The organism is Mesorhizobium sp. LCM 4576, assembly GCF_001854815.1.
In the GTDB taxonomy this organism is placed as follows: Bacteria; Pseudomonadota; Alphaproteobacteria; order Rhizobiales; family Rhizobiaceae; genus Mesorhizobium; species Mesorhizobium plurifarium.
Genome location: NZ_MDDT01000017.1, coordinates 22567 through 38909, shown reverse-complemented (window position 1 = coordinate 38909; position 16343 = coordinate 22567). Strand labels below are relative to the sequence as shown.

Genomic DNA, 16343 nt, shown 5'->3' with positions numbered 1-16343 from the left:
GCCGACATGTCGGGCCCATCGATGCAGCCAACAAAACACCGCGCCGGAGCAAAACCCCGGATCAGTTGAAAGAAAATTTTCGAAAAGGGTGACGGCGACGATTATGTGGCGGCAGAAGATCGGGTGTCAATGTTTTGCAGTGTCAAGTACAATTCTATGAACTGCTTCACACTGTGTTTTTGTTTGCCAGCAAAATAAAGGCGGATGGTTTCGGGGGCCATGGGTTCAAACGGCAGACGGGCCTGGAGCACTCCAGGAAAAGTGCGAGCGACGCCGTTTGTCGGTGGGCAGATTTTCACCGTTCCTGTCCGTGAAATCGGCGCAAACGCCGGGGATTGGCTGAAGCCGCCCGAACGTCGTCATTCCAGGGCGGAGCAAGGAGCGGAAGCGGCGTCGCGGAGACCCTGGAATCCATGCCAGGACGCTGACCAAAGCGTGCAGCGGAGCAGAATTCTGCACCGTTGCGGCGCGTCGAAGTCACGGCATGATCCTCGGGTCTGCGCGCGTCGCTTCGCTCCTTGCTCCGCCCGTGGATGACGAAGCCACCGGGCCCGGAGACGTTTCGAAATTCGCTCCGGCGAGTCATATGGTGGTGGTTTCGAGAACCGGAGCGGAGCGGACATCAGTCCGTGAGCACCGGAAGCGCAGAAACCGCCAGCAGATGGCCGCCGGAGTAGAATTTCCAAACGGTCTCTCAGCTCTTGCTGGAGGCCAGCACAAGCACCGGCTTCTCGCTGTACAGCTTGGGGAACAGCGACTTCAGATTCTCGATCTTGGGCAGGTCGTTGTAGACGATATAGGGATAGGTCGGGTTCAGCGTCAGGAAATCCTGATGGTAGTCCTCGGCCGGATAAAAGGTCTTGCCGGTTTCGAGCGTGGTGACGATCGGCTTGGAAAACACCTTGGCCTTGTCGAGCTGGGCGATGTAGCTCTCGGCCACCTTCTTCTGCTCGTCATTCTYGGCGAAGATCGTCGAACGGTACTGCGTGCCCTGGTCCGGCCCCTGGTAGTTKAGCTGCGTGGGGTTATGCGCGACCGAGAAATAGACCTGCAGCAGCTGGCCGTAGGTGACCTTCGACGGGTCGTAGGTGATCTCGACGGATTCGGCATGCCCGGTGCGGCCGGTGCCGACCACTTCGTAGACGGCGTTCTCGGCGCTGCCGCCGGTATAGCCGGACACCGCMTTGCTGACGCCCTTGACGTGCTGGAATACGCCCTGCACGCCCCAGAAGCAGCCGCCGGCGAAGATCGCCTTCTCGGTGCCGACCGCCGCCTTCTCGTCCAGAGCCGGCGGCGGGATCACCACCGCGTCCTCGGCCGAGCGCGCCGGGCTCTGCCAGAAGACGGCCGCGGCGACCGCCGCGAGACCAAGCGCTGCGAGCGCGCCGCGGGTGAAGAATGGCCGCGCGGCTTTTGTCTTGATGCCGTTCATGTCCTGATCTCCTGTTGTTGCTCCAATATATACGATCGAAGCCCTGGTGGGGTTCTCACTTTGCCGTGCGGCGGCGTGTAACCGCCGACGGCGCTCCCCCTCTCCGTCTCGGCTTCGCCGAGCCACCTCTCCCCCGCTTTGCGGGGGCGAGGAACCCAGGCTTGCGGAGGCCGCGCCCTCGGCGATGAGCGTTTCCTCGCCCCCGCCAAAGGCGGGGGAGAGGTGGATCGGCGCGCAGCGCCGAGACGGAGAGGGGGCTGCGCCGCCCCATGCGATTGCCTCGCAGGCTGGCGACGCGACGGATCGCAAGCTCACCTCACTGAGCGGTGCTATCCGCCGGCTTCATCGCGTCGGTTGCCGGCTTCATCGCATCCGCCGGCTTCATCGCATCCGTTGCCGGCTTCATCGCCTCGGTGCTCATCGCGTCGGGCTTCATGGCGTCGGCCGGCTTCATCGCGTCCGTCGCCGGCTTCATGGCGTCGGTCGCCATCGCGTTGGCGGGCTTCATCGCGTTGGTCGCGTCGTCGGCGCGGGCGCCGGCAACGAAGACCGAGGCGGAAAGCGCGAAGGCCAGCGCCGGAAGCGTGAGGAACTTGGTCATGGGTCGTACTCCTTGGGTTATGGCGCGCGACTGCGAGCCAGGTGATGCGTTGCCGCCTTCTGCGGCGCCGCGCGAAAGGGGTGAAAAATCAGTTGGCGGCGGCGGCCAGGATCGGTCCGCCGCCAGGCGCCTGCACCAGCACTGCAGTGCTCAAGCCGCCCGAGGCCGCCGGCAGCGGCAGCGTGGTGGCCGCGCCGTTCCAGCTGCCGAGCTTGGTGAGCGCATGCACGACATTGGCGTGCGGCAGCGTGCGGCCGGTGTTTTCGCCGCGCGCCACCGGCACCTCGACGACGCCTCTCGTGTAGCGAACCAGCCAGATGTCGGCGCCGCCGCCCGGCGCCTTGCCGGCGCCGATGCTGACCTTGCCGTGGCCGAGCGAAAGCTCCGGCCCCTGGGTGCGGCCGCCTCCCTTGTTGATCAGACTCTTGGCGATCAGCTTCTGGATCTCGCCGGGAGCCGCGCCCACGCCGTCGCTTCTGCCGTTCACCACCACTTGCGGCGTGAACGGTCCGTCACGGCCGAGCGATGGCTCGTAGGTTACCTGGCGGTCGGTGAATTCCTTGCGGCCGAACGTGTCCTTCCAGCCGAGATAGTCCCARTAGGTGACGTTGAACGACAGCGCCAGGACGCCCGGCTGGTCCTTGACCTTGATCAGGTTGGCGTTGGCCGGGGGGCAGGACGAGCAGCCCWGGCTGGTGAACAGCTCGACCACGGTCAGCGGCTGTGYGAACGCGGCGCCGAGCGTGGCGRCAAACATCGCGCCGGCGAGCAGGCTTGTCTTCAATCCGGTCATGGGAAGCAATCTCCGTAGCGGGTCATGCTCCGATTTCGCCGGGGTGGAGGGGTTCGTTACAGCTTCACCGGTTTGTGATGTGGGAGTTCTCCCTTCTCCCCTTGTGGGAGAAGGTGGCTCGGCGCGCAGCGCCGAGACGGATGAGGGGTGCTCCAGGGAACGCCAACGCCTCACTCCGCTGGAACACCCCTCATCCGGCCGCTTCGCGKCCACCTTCCCCCCACAAGGGGGGAAGGAGAGGCGCCGTCACTGCGTCAGCACCGTCTCCGACGGGCGCTGGTTGTAGTCGCATTTGCCTTGCACGGTGTAGAAGAAGTCGGCGTCGGTATAGGCTTCCGRCACGGGCGAGCCGCCGTCTTCCCAGCCCTGGTAGCCGGCCTGGCCGCAGGGGACGGCGGTGAAGATGTCGACCTTCTGGCCGGTCGCCACTTCGGCCAGGTTGGTCGGGCTGGTGCCGATGAAGAGGYGGTTCGAGGTGGTGGGATCGTTCGATTTGAGCACGGCTGGTTTGCCCGACGGCACGTCCATCTCGAGATAGAGCTGATCCATCTGGCTGAYGTCGATCACCGCGCCGGCGCCATTGGCGGGATAGAAGGTATCGACGCAGTAATAGGTCGTGCCGTACTGGTCGGTCTGGATCGCCGTTCCGGCCGGCACGGATTTCTGCAGGCTCTTCCGCGTGCCGGTGGTGCAGGCCTGCTTCTGCACCGTGGTGGAGGTGGAGCCGTTGACCGTGTTCACGGTCGTGGTGCCGTAGCCCTTCGGATCGCCATAGCCATTATAGGCATAGGTGATCGTCATCAGCTTCTGGGCGGTGGTATCGCCGAACTTGGTGYCCCACAGGATCATGGTCTTTGCCCAGTAGCCCGACACCTTCGTCACCCTGAAGGTGGTCTGCACCAGCGCCGGCGTCTTGCGCACCGACGAGCCGACGCCRACCGGCACCGTGTCGATACGGGCGACCTGCATAAAGTCGGTCGGCATCAGGTAGCCCGCCTTGGCGGTGAAGGTCGCCGTGCCGGCAGCATCGACATTGACGCCGGTCAGCGTCGCCGTGCCCTGCCCGCTATTGGCCGCATAGGCCTGCTRCAGCGCCGTCTGGCGGTCGGACAGCGATGTCGTGGTCGGCAGCGTGGTGATCGAGATGATCGCGGCATCGAGCGCGTTCTGCATGTCGCTTCGCGTCGTCACCGCCGAGGTGTAGTCGACCGAAAAGCCGACTGCCGCCACCAGGGGGATCGTCAGCAGCACCATCATCGGCATCATCGAGCCGTCGCGGCGGGCGAGAAATCGCCTCAACGGGCTGGCCACCGCGGCCAGGCTGAACTTTCGAGCGGAACGGGACATTTCAGGCCTTCGTCGTCTTGGGCAGCAAGTTGGTCGGGCGCGAAGCATGCGCCAAAGCGGTGCATGAATATTTAAGCGGTTTTGAATATTTCGTGAGCGGGACGTGAAGTACAGCCGATCTCCCCCCTTGCGGGGGAGACGCCCGGCAGGGCAGAGGGGGGTGCTGTCCCGCCGACATTCAACCGACACGAGCACCCACGCCCGGACATTCCCCTGGCCCTGAAAAGCTCGAAAACCATGGAATCAACGCCGCGATCCGTCACACCCCCTCTGGCCTGCCGGCCATCTCCCCCGCAAGGGGGGAGATCAGCTAACCCCCGCCGCTTGCCCGCTTCCCCCGCCCCTGCTAAAGCGCGCCGCATGACGACGCCGCTCGACCACATCCRCAATTTCTCCATCGTCGCCCATATCGACCATGGCAAATCCACGCTTGCCGACCGGCTGATCCAGCTCACCGGCGCGCTGGAGGAGCGCGACATGAAGGAGCAGGTGCTGGACTCGATGGATATCGAGCGCGAGCGCGGCATCACCATCAAGGCCCAGACGGTGAGGCTCAACTACCGCGCCAAGAACGGCGAGGATTACGTGCTGAACCTCATCGACACGCCCGGGCATGTCGACTTYGCCTATGAGGTGTCGCGTTCGCTCGCCGCCTGCGAGGGCTCGCTGCTGGTGGTCGACGCTTCCCAGGGCGTCGAGGCGCAGACGCTCGCCAATGTCTACCAGGCCATCGACAACAACCACGAGATCGTCGTGGTGCTGAACAAGGTCGACCTGCCGGCGGCCGAGCCCGAGCGCATCCGCGAGCAGGTGGAGGAGGTGATCGGCCTCGACGCCTCCAACGCCGTGCTGATCTCGGCCAAGACCGGGCTTGGCGTACCGGACGTGCTGGAGGCGATCGTCCACCAGCTGCCGCCGCCGCGCGAGGGCGACATCAACGCGCCCTTGAAGGCCATGCTGGTCGACAGCTGGTACGACGCCTATCTCGGCGTCATCGTGCTGGTGCGCATCATCGACGGCGTGATGAAGAAGGGCCAGACCATCCGCATGATGGGCACCGGCGCGAAATATCTCGTCGAGCGTACCGGCGTCTTCAAGCCGGCCCGCGTCAATGTCGACGAGCTCGGCCCCGGCGAGTTCGGCTTCTTCACCGGCTCGATCAAGGAAGTGGCCGACACCCGCGTCGGCGACACCATCACCGAGGACCGCCGCCCGACGCAAAAGGCGCTGCCCGGCTTCAAGCCGGCGCAGCCGGTTGTGTTCTGCGGCCTGTTCCCGGTCGACGCCGCCGATTTCGAGGACCTGCGCGCCGCCGTCGGCAAATTGCGCCTCAACGACGCCAGCTTCTCCTTCGAGATGGAAACCTCCGCCGCGCTCGGCTTCGGCTTCCGCTGCGGCTTTCTCGGGCTTTTGCATCTGGAGATCATCCAGGAGCGGCTGGAGCGCGAGTTCAACCTCGACCTCATCGCCACGGCGCCATCCGTCGTCTACCGCATGAACCTCATCGACGGCACGGTGAAGGAGCTGCACAACCCGGCCGACATGCCCGACGTGGTCAAGATCGCCTCGATCGAGGAGCCGTGGATCCGCGCCACGATCCTGACGCCCGACGACTATCTCGGCGGCATCCTGAAGCTTTGCCAGGACAGGCGCGGCATCCAGGCCGATCTCTCCTATGTCGGCAAACGCGCCATGCTGACCTACGACCTGCCGCTCAACGAAGTGGTGTTCGATTTCTACGACCGGCTGAAGTCGATCTCCAAGGGCTACGCCTCCTTCGACTATCATTTGACCGACTATCGCGAGGGCGACCTGGTGAAGATGTCGATCCTGGTCAATGACGAGCCGGTCGACGCGCTCTCGATGCTGGTGCACCGCTCGGCCGCCGAAAAGCGCGGCCGCGCCATGTGCGAGAAGCTGAAGGAGCTGATCCCGCAGCATCTCTTCAAGATCCCGATCCAGGCCGCCATCGGCGGCCGCATCATCGCCCGCGAGACCGTCTCGGCGCTGCGCAAGGACGTCACCGCCAAATGCTACGGCGGCGACGTGACCCGCAAGCGCAAGCTGCTCGACAAGCAGAAAGAGGGYAAGAAGCGGATGCGCCAGTTCGGCAAGGTGGATATCCCGCAGGAGGCGTTTATCCAGGCGCTTAAGATGGGGGATTGAGGGGTGGGTTGACTACCTCACAAGAGAGAGAACCGCGTTTCTTCTCTCTCTTCTCTGCGAGATGTCATTCTTGGTCCTAGTCATGAATGACACTATGTCATCCCTAAGTCTTGTGAAAATAGCCAATTTCTGCTTACTACCACCGTCTCTTTCACCGAACTCAAAGGTGTAGCGCTTCTTAACGTTAGGGCTTATTTTCTGCAAGTCGGCTATTAGATCGGGCTCATGCCATCTCTTGTAGATTCTACGAAGCAGGTACCAAAAAGCCCAATGTTTTGGCGTCCCATCCCCCTTGTTAATTAAGAAGGAAATATCAAGGGCGCCTTCACTACCTATTGGYGTAAGCGTCAGCCCGAGATAGAATAGCGAAAGTGCGTCATATAGGTTCGAGATAGCCGCTATCTCGTCGATAACCTCATGCAGCTTTTTCTCTAGGTATGTTTCCTCCAAGTAAATCGGGTCGATTGAGAACATCAGCGGGATTACTTCTTCATCATYATCTCTGTAAACGAAATGCTCGACCAATGACCACTTATCATTTAGCTCCTCACTTCGAAGAAAAACCGCAGAAAAATACTCTTGGAACGAGCGATGTAAAAAATAATATTCGTCACCGTCCTTGATAATTAGAGACACTGACTCAACGAAATCCATTAGGATCTTGTCAACCGAACACGAAAAGTCACAGAAACTAACCGATTTAGCGATAAAGTTCCTGATTTCGTCGTTGCTGAATTTGTAGGTATTTTCATTGTATGAAAAGAAGCAGAATGCTCGCCAAAGTCGAATGAAGTCGTCTTCCGCGAGACCCGAATGATAGGATCTTGTGTACATAAACTTCATGTCATCATGATCCTTTCGTAAGGTTTCAAAGGCCTTACGATAGAAGAGATGCATCTTCTCCGGTATTTCCCCGCCGCTCATAAACGTGCGTATGGTCATATTTAGGAGCAAAGGGTTCTCAAGAAAAGGAAGATGGGTTTCTAGGAGGTCATTTAGCTTTTCAAGAAACTGAGTTTTAATTGTGTCGCTTATAGGTGATCGATCGATCAACGATCGCATCTTTCTTTCGTCAAAAGGGTCAATCGTATAGTTGAAAAGGTCGTGCCATCCCGTAAAGTCAGGGGTAGGTCGGCTGGTAAGTATCATTTTTAGCTGATCATATTTTCTGGAAAGTCCAACGATATTGCGCGCAATAAGGCTTCGCAGGTCCGGCTTTATTTCGTCGTACCCATCGAGGATGTAGACAAATCGACCACTCTTTTGGAGGTTTGCAAAAACGTCGGCTGTAATGAAGGCGGAAGAAGACCGCAGCTCCGAAAGCGCGAATGCTTCTAGGTCAGGTTGTGGTCCGTCCAAGTCCCGTAGCTCGACAAAAACAGGGATAAGGCCGTGGTTCACTCTGCAGAATGAGCAAAAAAGATACTTCGCCAGCGACGATTTACCCTGCCCGGCAATCGCACTAAAGCAAATGAGCCGCTCTCTGTTAAGTAACTCATATATTGACCGAAACTCAAACTTGTTGTCGCGAGAACTAAAAGATGGCTCGACGAAGATATCCTCAAGGAAAATTGGGGTCAGTGGTGAWAGAAGGGTTTTGGTCTTTGAGAGCCTGGCGTATTTGTCAGTGAGATAAYGGGTGAGTCCGAGTTCTAGCTCCGAAATTAGCCTTGAGACACCATAAGACACGGTGCCCTTTAAGGCAGAATATATGTCTTCGCCGATTTTGTTCAGCATCGTCAGAGGTGCGAGTATTAAATCCACGAGGCAGAGCTCCTTCGACAAGCAGGCGTGAATGGTAGTCGAGAAGTATGTCGGCTCTGCTTTTGGAGAGCAAGTGCGGGCGGATTTGGAGAGAGCTGCACTGCGGACGCCCGATAGAGGCGGTAAGGTGTTCAACGCGCAAACCCCGGCCGTCCCGGCAAGTTGGCTTGTCCCTTCTAGATTGGACCACCGCGTTGTATCCTCTCCCCGGCTTGGGGAGACACCACATGCGCTCCACCTCGGATACCGTCRCCGCGATCGGCCTCGCCATCGGCGGCGCTTTGGGCATGGCGGGCACTTTCGTTGCCAGCGACGCGCTGCGCGAGACGCTGTGGACCATCGACGGCGTGGGCGTCGTYGTCGCGGCGGCGCTGCTCACCATGAAATACCAGCGGCTCGGCAATGATCTCGTCGCGGCCGGGTTCCTGACTTTCCTCGCCCGCGAAAGCCTGCTTCTGGCCGGCAACGCGGCGGGCTTGCAGGCCTCCGTGCCTTCCTATGCCGGCGGCATTGCGCTGTGGGCGGCGGGGCTGGTGATGGTCAGCGCGCCGGCCACTTTCGCGCTCTGGATGCGGTTCACGGCCTTCGTCGCCACCGCGCTCTTCGCCGTCTCGGTCCTGATGATCCTGTGGGGCGCGCCGCTGCTGCCCACGTCGTCGCCCTTGCCTGCGCTCGGCTATCCGTTCCTGGTGCTGACCTTCATCGGCTGGATCTGGACTCTTCTGAAGGCGGAGCGTTGAGTGGCAAGGCCATGGCCRCGCCGCTCGAACTCCGCAACAGCCCGTCGGGAAAGATCCTTCCCGCCGTCGGGCCGTTCCTGATCGGCGGCATTTTCGGCTTCGGCGCGCTGCAGGGCGTGGCCTCGGGCGCGGACGKCGGGCATGTGCTGTGGATCGCGCTGCTCGCCGCCGCCTGTCTCGCGCTCGGCGCTTTCATCGCGCGCGGCGCCTTCGACACGTCGGTCAAGGTGGTGATGAACAGCCAGGGTTTCCGCGATGCCCGCGCCGGCGACGTGCTGGTGCCGTGGAGCACGGTGCGCAGCGTGCGGCTTGCCGCCGGYGGCAAGGGCGCGGCGATGCTCAATTTCGAGCTCACCGAGGAGYCGCCCGACGCGATCCGCTATTCCTCCGCCAACGCCTTCGGCCTGATGYCGTTCGGCCGGAACATCGTGCACATGGAGATCTCCTCGCTGGATGCGAGGGGGCAGGACCTGGTGGACGCGGTGAAGACATTCGCGCCGCATGTGGTGGTGAGAAGGTAGYGAGGCCCCCTCATCCGGCCGCTTCGCGGCCACCTTCTCCCCGAGGGGAGAAGAGGACAGCGGAGGCGCCGGCGCCCTCCTCTCCCCTTGGGGAGAGGTCGGATTGCCCCGAATTGCCCTTCGCAATTCGGCTGGCAATCCGGGTGAGGGTGCTTCCAGATGCCACCCGTGCTCTACTTCCCCGGGGGACCTCGCCATGATTCGCGCTCTGCTCGCCTTCCTTCTCCTCACCGCGCCGGCCTTTGCCGCCGACATGTCGGTGTTCGTGCGCAACCAGCGTTCCGACGGGGTGGCGCTGGAGCTGTTCAGCCGCGACAGCCAGAAAGTCTGGCCGGGCGGCGACAAGGTGTTCCTCATCCGGCCGAAGGCGCGCAAATCCGTGCCGATCTCCTGCGAGCCCGGCGAGCGCATCTGCTGGGGCGCCTGGGTGAACGGCGACGATTCCGTCACCGCCGGCGTCGGCCCCGACAACGACCAGCCCTGCGACACCTGCTGCTTCATCTGCACCGARCATTCGACCGAGACGGTGGACCTGGCGGAGTGAGCGCTTCTTCCAGCGACTTCTGCGTGCTTGGGTTCCTCGCCCCCATGAAATGGGGGAGAGGTGGCCGCGAAGCGGACGGAGAGGGGGCCTTCGTAGGGTGCTCCCCTCTCCGGCTCGGCTTCGCCGAGCCACCTCTCCCCACTTTGTACCCACTTTGTGGGGCGAGGAACCCCTGTCTCCCAAGGCTGCGCTTGCAGCCAGCTTGACGCCCTTCGCGCCGCCGCCCTAGCCTTGYGTCACCCAGCAACAGGAGACCCCACCCAAATGGCAGGCACGGTCGAAGGCGAGAAGATCGACGTTTCCTTCAGCGGCAAGCGCTGCATCCATTCGCGCAATTGYGTGCTCGGCAACCCGCATGTCTTCGTGCCCAACGCGCCGGGCGAGTGGATCCATCCGGAGGCGGCCAGCGTCGAGCAGGTGGTGGCGCTGGCGCAGAACTGCCCGTCGGGCGCCATCACCTACAACCGCAAGGACGGCGGGCCGCAGGAGAAGCCGCCGGTGGTCAACACCGTGCGGGTGCGCGAGAACGRCCCGCTGGCGGTGCATGCCGAGATCGTGCTCGGTGACGAAACCTTGTTCCGCGCCACGCTCTGCCGCTGCGGCCTGTCGCAGAACAAGCCGTTCTGCGACAACAGCCACATCAAGGGAGGCTTCACCRCCACCGGCGAGCCGCCGCTGAAGGAAGCGCAGGTGCTGGAAGCGCGGGACGGCCCGCTCAAGGTCACGCCCACGGTCAACGGCCCGCTCAAGGTCGAAGGCAATGCCGAGATCGTCACCGGCACGGGGCATACGATCGCGCGCACGACCAAGGTGTTCCTGTGCCGCTGCGGGCATTCGGCAAACAAGCCGTTTTGCGATKGGTCACATAAGCGGGTGGGGTTCGAGGGGTAGGCGTCGAAGCTGCCAATCTCCCCCCTCGTGGGGGAGATGTCCGGCAGGACAGAGGGGGGCGCCGTAGAGCGCGAACCTTAACAATCACCGAGCGATACAAATGCCCCATACACCGCTGCCCCCAAAACACCGCGCCAACGCCAGATCAATGCGCAAGGTAATGACAGCAGCCGAGTTGAAGCTTTGGAACGAGCTTCGTGCCCATCGGTTGATGGGCCTAGGCTTCCGGCGTCAGTTTCCGATCGCCGGATATATCGTAGACTTCGCTTGTCCGCAGAAGAAGCTCGTCGTTGAGGTCGACGGATCTCAGCACGGAGAAGCTGATGCCGTTGCAGGGGATGAGGCGCGGACAGCGCGACTGGAGAAAGATGGCTGGACCGTTTTGCGATTCTGGAACGACGATGTCATTCGCGACATCGATAATGTTTGCCAGCATATCGTGATCGTGACCGGGCTCGGAAGTCCATCCGAATAGCGCGATTAGGTCGGCGGGACAGCGCCCCCCTCTGCCCTGCCGGGCATCTCCCCCACGAGGGGGGAGATTGGCTAACCTCCCTGGCCCAGCCCTCCCTTCTTTATCCGCCAGCCGGTATCAGCTAAGGGCTTCGCAACAAGCCCTCGACCCTGGACTGCCCGCAAAATGACCGCCAAGCCTCACCCTCTCTTCCTCGGCATCGACACCGGCGGCACCTACACCGATGCGGTGCTGTGGTCCGAGGAGGGCGGGCCTAAAGGCAAGGTGCTGGCCAAGGCGAAGTCGCTGACCACGCGCCACGATCTCGCCGTCGGCATATCCGGCGCGGTGGATGCGGTGCTGGAGAAATCCCGGAGCGATCCTGCCTCGATAAAACTCGTCTCGATGTCGACGACGCTCGCCACCAACGCGCTGGTCGAGGGGCAGGGTGGGCGCGTGGCGCTGGTGATGATCGGCTTTTCCGAGGCCGACCTTGCCCGCGATGGCCTCAAGACCGCGCTCGGCACCGATCCGGTGGTGTTCTGCCGGGGCGGCCATGACGTGCACGGCAATGCCGCCAAGCTCGACCTTTCCGGCCTCGAGGCGGCGCTGCCGGAGCTCGGCGGCTCGGTGTCGGGCTTCGCCGTCTGCGCCTATTTCGCCACCCGCAACCCGGCGCATGAGCTGGCCGCGCGGAACCTAATTCGCGACATCACGGGCCTGCCGGTCACAGCAAGCCATGAATTGTCGGCCAAGCTCGGCGGCCCGCGCCGCGCGCTCACCACGCTGCTCAACGCCAGGCTGATCTCGATGATCGACCGGCTGGTCGCCGCGACCGAAGGGTTCCTCGCCAAGCGCGGCATCGCGGCACCGCTGATGGTGGTGCGCGGCGACGGCGCCCTGGTCTCGGCGGCCTTCGCCCGCCAGCGGCCGATCGAGACCATTTTGTCCGGCCCCGCCGCCTCTCTCGTCGGCGCCCGCCACATGACCGGGCTGGACGACGCCATGGTCTCGGACATCGGCGGCACCACCACCGACGTCGCCGTGCTCGACGGCGGCCGCCCGCGCCTCGATCCGGAAGGCGCCACCGTCGGCGGCTTCCGCACCATGGTGGAGGCGGTCGCGATGCGCACCTTCGGCCTCGGCGGCGACTCGGAAGTCACGCTGGAAGACGGCGCGCTCGACCCGAAGATCCTGCTCGGGCCGCGCCGCCTGGTGCCGCTGGCGCTGTCCGGCCTGGTGCATGGCGAGGCGGTGACATCCGAGTTGGAGCGGCAGTTGCGTGCGCCGAACCCAGGCCGCATGGACGGGCGCTTCGCCTTGCGCACTGGCGTTCCGGACCGGCTCGCCGCCGGCCTCACCGGGCCGGAAGCGAAACTCTACGAGACGATCRGCGCCACCCCACTGGCGCTCGACCGGCTGCTGTCGTCGAACGCGCAGAACGCCACGCTGAACCGGCTGGTGGCGCGGGGCCTGGTGCATATCTCGGGCTTCACGCCGTCGGATGCCGCCCATGTGCTGGGCAAGCAGTCGAACTGGGATGCCGCCACCGCGCGCCTCGGCGCCGAGCTTTTCGCCCGACGGCGCGACGGCCGCGGCCAGACGATCGCGGCGACGCCGGAGGAGATTTCGCAGCGCGTGCTGACGACGCTGACCCGCTGGTCGGCCGAATATATCCTCGAAACCGCCTTCGCCGAGGACGGGCTGGACGGCGCGGYCACCGTCGCGCATGCGCTGGTGCAGCGCGCGGTCGACGCGCATCCCGGCATCGCCCGCTTCACCGTTGCGCTCGACCGCCCGGTCATCGGCCTCGGCGCTTCGGCGCCGCTGCACTATGCCGGCCTGCCGCCGCTGGTCGGCAATGGCTGCATCGTGCCGGAGGACACCGACGTCGCCAACGCGCTCGGCGCCGTGGTCGGCCAGGTGCGCGTCTCGGCCGAAGCCCGCGTCAGCCAGCCCAAGGAAGGCCTGTTCCGCCTCGCCTCCGGCCAGACGGTGCGCGACTTCACCGAGGAGGAGAAGGCAATCGAAGCGGCCGAAGCCGATGTGCGGCAGATCGCGGCCGAACGCGCGAAAGATGCGGGCACCGACAGCGCCGAGATCGACGTCGCCACCGAGTTCAAGGTCTCGACCATCGAGGGCCAGCGCATGTTCATCGAGGCGCATGTGGTGGCCGTGGCGTCGGGACGGCCAAGGATCGCGGTGTGAGGGCGGCTTCCCCCTTCTCCCCTTGTGGGAGAAGGTGGATCGGCGCGCAGCGCCGAGACGGATGAGGGGTGTTCCAGCGGAGTGAGGCGTTGGTTTTCCCTGGAGCATCCCTCATCCGTCGCCTTCGGCGACACCTTCTCCCACAAGGGGAGAAGGGGAAGGCCGCGCCTCCTACACCCTAAGCCGAATTGACCCCGCAACCCCAAACATGCCAAAGGCCCCGGCAAAGCTATATCTGGAGACGTGCAGATGACCGACCGCATCGAGATCGCCGGGTTGCGGATTGCCCGGGAGCTCCATGACTTCGTGGCCGAAGAAGCCACGCCCGGCACCGGCATCGACCCGGAAAAATTCTGGGAAGGCTTTTCGGCGATCGTCCACGACCTCGCGCCGAAGAACCGCGCGCTGCTCGCCAGGCGCGACGCCATGCAGGAAAAGCTCGACGGCTGGTACCGCGAGAACGGCGCGCCGATCGACATGGAGGCTTACAAAGGCTTCCTGAAAGAGATCGGCTATCTGGTGCCGGAAGGYCCGGCCTTCAGCGTCTCGACGGTCAATGTCGATCCCGAGATCGCCGTCGTCGCGGGGCCGCAGCTGGTCGTACCGGTGATGAATGCGCGCTATGCGCTCAATGCCGCCAACGCCCGTTGGGGCTCGCTCTATGACGCGCTCTACGGCACCGACGCCATTCCCGAGACCGGCGGCGCTGAGAAGGGCAAGGGTTTCAATCCGGCGCGCGGCGCCAGGGTGATCGCCTGGGCGAAGGATTTCTTCGACCAATCGGTGCCGCTGACCACCGGCAAATGGGCCGGCGTCAACGGGCTCTCGGTGGCGAACGGCGCGCTGAAAGCCRGCGAGGGCGCCGGCGCCACGACGCTGGCCGACCCAAAACAGTTCGCCGGCTATCGCGGCGATGCCGCCACGCCGGAAGCCGTGCTTCTGGTGAAGAACGGCCTGCATATCGAGATCGTGATCGACCGCGCCAACCAGATCGGCAAGACCGATCCGGCCGGCATCGCCGACGTCATCCTGGAATCGGCCTTGACCACCATCCAGGACTGCGAGGATTCGGTCGCAGCCGTCGATGCCGAGGACAAGGTCGTCGTCTACCGCAACTGGCTCGGCCTGATGAAGGGCGATCTCGCCGAAGAGATCACCAAGGGTGGCAAGACTTTTGTCCGCAAGCTCAATCCCGACCGCCGCTACACGGCGCCGAACGGCGGCCAGCTGCTTTTGCCGGGGCGCTCGTTGATGCTGGTGCGCAATGTCGGCCACCTGATGACCAATCCGGCGATTGTCGATCGCGACGGCAACGAGGTGCCGGAGGGCATCATGGATGCCGCGGTCACCGCGCTGATCGCGCTGCACGATGTCGGCGAGAATGGCCGCCGCGCCAATTCCCGCGCCGGCTCGATGTATGTGGTGAAACCGAAGATGCACGGGCCCGAAGAGGTCGCCTTCGCCGTCGAGATCTTCGACCGCGTCGAAGCGCTGCTCGGCATGGCCAGGAACACCATCAAGATGGGTATCATGGACGAGGAGCGGCGCACCACCGTCAACCTCAAGGAGGCGATCCGCGCGGCGCGCGAGCGCGTCGTGTTCATCAACACCGGCTTCCTCGACCGCACCGGCGACGAGATCCACACCTCGATGGAAGCCGGCCCGATGATCCGCAAGGGCGACATGAAGCAGGCCGCCTGGATTTCCGCCTATGAGGCGTGGAACGTCGACACGGGGCTCGAATGCGGGCTCGCYGGCCATGCCCAGATCGGCAAGGGCATGTGGGCGATGCCGGACCTGATGGCGGCGATGCTGGCTGAGAAGATCGCGCATCCCAAGGCCGGCGCCAACACCGCCTGGGTGCCCTCGCCGACGGCCGCGACGCTGCACGCCACGCATTATCACAAGGTCGACGTGCACGCAGTCCAAGCGGCGCTGAAGAGCCGGCCGAAGGCCAARCTCGACGACATTCTGTCGGTRCCGGTAGCAAGGCGGCCGAACTGGACGCCGGACGAGATCCAGCGCGAGCTCGACAACAACGCGCAAGGCATCCTCGGCTATGTCGTGCGCTGGATCGACCAGGGCGTCGGCTGCTCGAAAGTGCCCGACATCAACGATGTCGGCCTGATGGAGGACCGCGCCACGCTGCGCATCTCCTCGCAGCACATCGCCAACTGGCTGCGCCACAAGGTGTGCTCGGAAATCCAGGTCCGGGATTCGCTGCAGCGCATGGCGGCGATCGTCGACCGCCAGAATGTCGGCGACCCGCTCTACCGCCCGATGGCGCCGGACTTCGACAATTCCATCGCCTTCCASGCCGCCTGCGACCTGGTGTTCAAGGGGACCAGCCAACCCAACGGCTATACGGAGCCGGTGCTGCACGCGCGGCGGCTGGAGCTGAAGGCACGGGAGCGCCTGCGGTAGGCGCCGGCGGCCGATCGCCTGAACGGCAGCGGCTCGTCATGGAACGTTTCCGATGTATTTCAAACCGACATAAGGCCCGCCCACGGCAACGTTGTTGTTGGGCTGCGCTAGGTGAGATGCAGTCAACTTCCGACTCTTGCCGCCAGCTTTTACGGCAGGCTTTCGTATGCCTTGTTTGACCTTATGGGTTCCGGAGCCATGTTTTACAACATGGTTCCGTGCGCCATGCCCTCCTTGACCTGCGGCTGAAGCGTGCAAAACACTGCCCAATATCAACGCCGCGGCAGCCACGACGATCCCTTTCCTGAACATACCCTTCGCCTCCTCTATTAATTCACTTCGACACAAGCCTATGGYGGTTCGCGCCCGCGCGCCAGGCGGGGAAAACGGCCGTCGCCAGCCGGCAAGTGCGCCGATCACATAGATGAGATGTCAAGGTGATCGCCGGCCGGCCCAGG

At 63.5% G+C, this 16343-nt stretch carries 13 protein-coding genes; 8 read left to right on the top strand and 5 right to left on the bottom strand.

Going from position 1 to position 16343, the window contains the following annotated elements:
* Positions 1-694: 694 nt before the first annotated feature.
* The 4 genes from msrA to LCM4576_RS08985 form a co-directional block, all read right to left on the bottom strand.
* Positions 695-1432 (bottom strand): peptide-methionine (S)-S-oxide reductase MsrA, encoded by a 738-nt coding sequence (gene msrA / locus LCM4576_RS09000; RefSeq protein WP_071031780.1) that lies wholly within the window; start codon positions 1430-1432, stop codon positions 695-697.
* Positions 1433-1748: 316 nt separating this feature from the next.
* The gene (locus LCM4576_RS08995; protein ID WP_071031779.1) at positions 1749-2033 is read right to left on the bottom strand and encodes a hypothetical protein; all 285 of its coding nucleotides are present in this window, start codon (positions 2031-2033) and stop codon (positions 1749-1751) included.
* An 88-nt stretch (positions 2034-2121) separates the two neighbouring features.
* A complete protein-coding gene (locus tag LCM4576_RS08990) occupies positions 2122-2826 on the bottom strand; it encodes a thioredoxin family protein (RefSeq protein WP_071031778.1) in 705 nt (234 codons plus the stop codon).
* A gap of 246 nt (positions 2827-3072) precedes the next feature.
* Positions 3073-4173, bottom strand: coding sequence for a TadE/TadG family type IV pilus assembly protein (locus LCM4576_RS08985; protein ID WP_244510727.1), 1101 nt, complete (start codon positions 4171-4173; stop codon positions 3073-3075).
* A gap of 360 nt (positions 4174-4533) precedes the next feature.
* Here LCM4576_RS08985 and lepA point away from each other — a divergent pair, with 360 nt between their 5' ends.
* The gene (gene lepA, locus LCM4576_RS08980) at positions 4534-6339 is read left to right on the top strand and encodes a translation elongation factor 4 (protein WP_071031776.1); all 1806 of its coding nucleotides are present in this window, start codon (positions 4534-4536) and stop codon (positions 6337-6339) included.
* A gap of 12 nt (positions 6340-6351) precedes the next feature.
* Here lepA and LCM4576_RS08975 read toward each other — a convergent pair whose 3' ends face one another.
* Positions 6352-8103 carry an NACHT domain-containing NTPase gene (locus tag LCM4576_RS08975; protein WP_198540226.1) on the bottom strand — a complete coding sequence of 584 codons (1752 nt, stop codon included), beginning with the start codon at positions 8101-8103 and terminating at the stop codon, positions 6352-6354.
* Between the two features lie 227 nt (positions 8104-8330).
* On the opposite strand from LCM4576_RS08975, the gene LCM4576_RS36770 reads away from it, so the two are divergent.
* From LCM4576_RS36770 to LCM4576_RS08940, 7 genes are all read left to right on the top strand, one after another.
* Positions 8331-8843, top strand: coding sequence for a hypothetical protein (locus LCM4576_RS36770; protein ID WP_071031774.1), 513 nt, complete (start codon positions 8331-8333; stop codon positions 8841-8843).
* Between the two features lie 11 nt (positions 8844-8854).
* Entirely contained in the window at positions 8855-9364 is a 510-nt protein-coding gene (locus tag LCM4576_RS08965; RefSeq protein ID WP_071031773.1) for a hypothetical protein, read from the top strand.
* A 196-nt stretch (positions 9365-9560) separates the two neighbouring features.
* A complete protein-coding gene (locus LCM4576_RS08960) occupies positions 9561-9908 on the top strand; it encodes a hypothetical protein (RefSeq protein WP_071031772.1) in 348 nt (115 codons plus the stop codon).
* 264 nt (positions 9909-10172) lie between these two features.
* A complete protein-coding gene (locus LCM4576_RS08955) occupies positions 10173-10799 on the top strand; it encodes a CDGSH iron-sulfur domain-containing protein (RefSeq protein ID WP_071031771.1) in 627 nt (208 codons plus the stop codon).
* 100 nt (positions 10800-10899) lie between these two features.
* Entirely contained in the window at positions 10900-11274 is a 375-nt protein-coding gene (locus tag LCM4576_RS34565) for an endonuclease domain-containing protein (protein ID WP_083354596.1), read from the top strand.
* A 165-nt stretch (positions 11275-11439) separates the two neighbouring features.
* Positions 11440-13461, top strand: a complete 2022-nt coding sequence (locus LCM4576_RS08945) for a hydantoinase/oxoprolinase family protein (RefSeq protein WP_071031769.1) — start codon at positions 11440-11442, stop codon at positions 13459-13461.
* A gap of 249 nt (positions 13462-13710) precedes the next feature.
* Positions 13711-15885, top strand: a complete 2175-nt coding sequence (locus LCM4576_RS08940; protein WP_071031768.1) for a malate synthase G — start codon at positions 13711-13713, stop codon at positions 15883-15885.
* Positions 15886-16343: the final 458 nt, after the last annotated feature.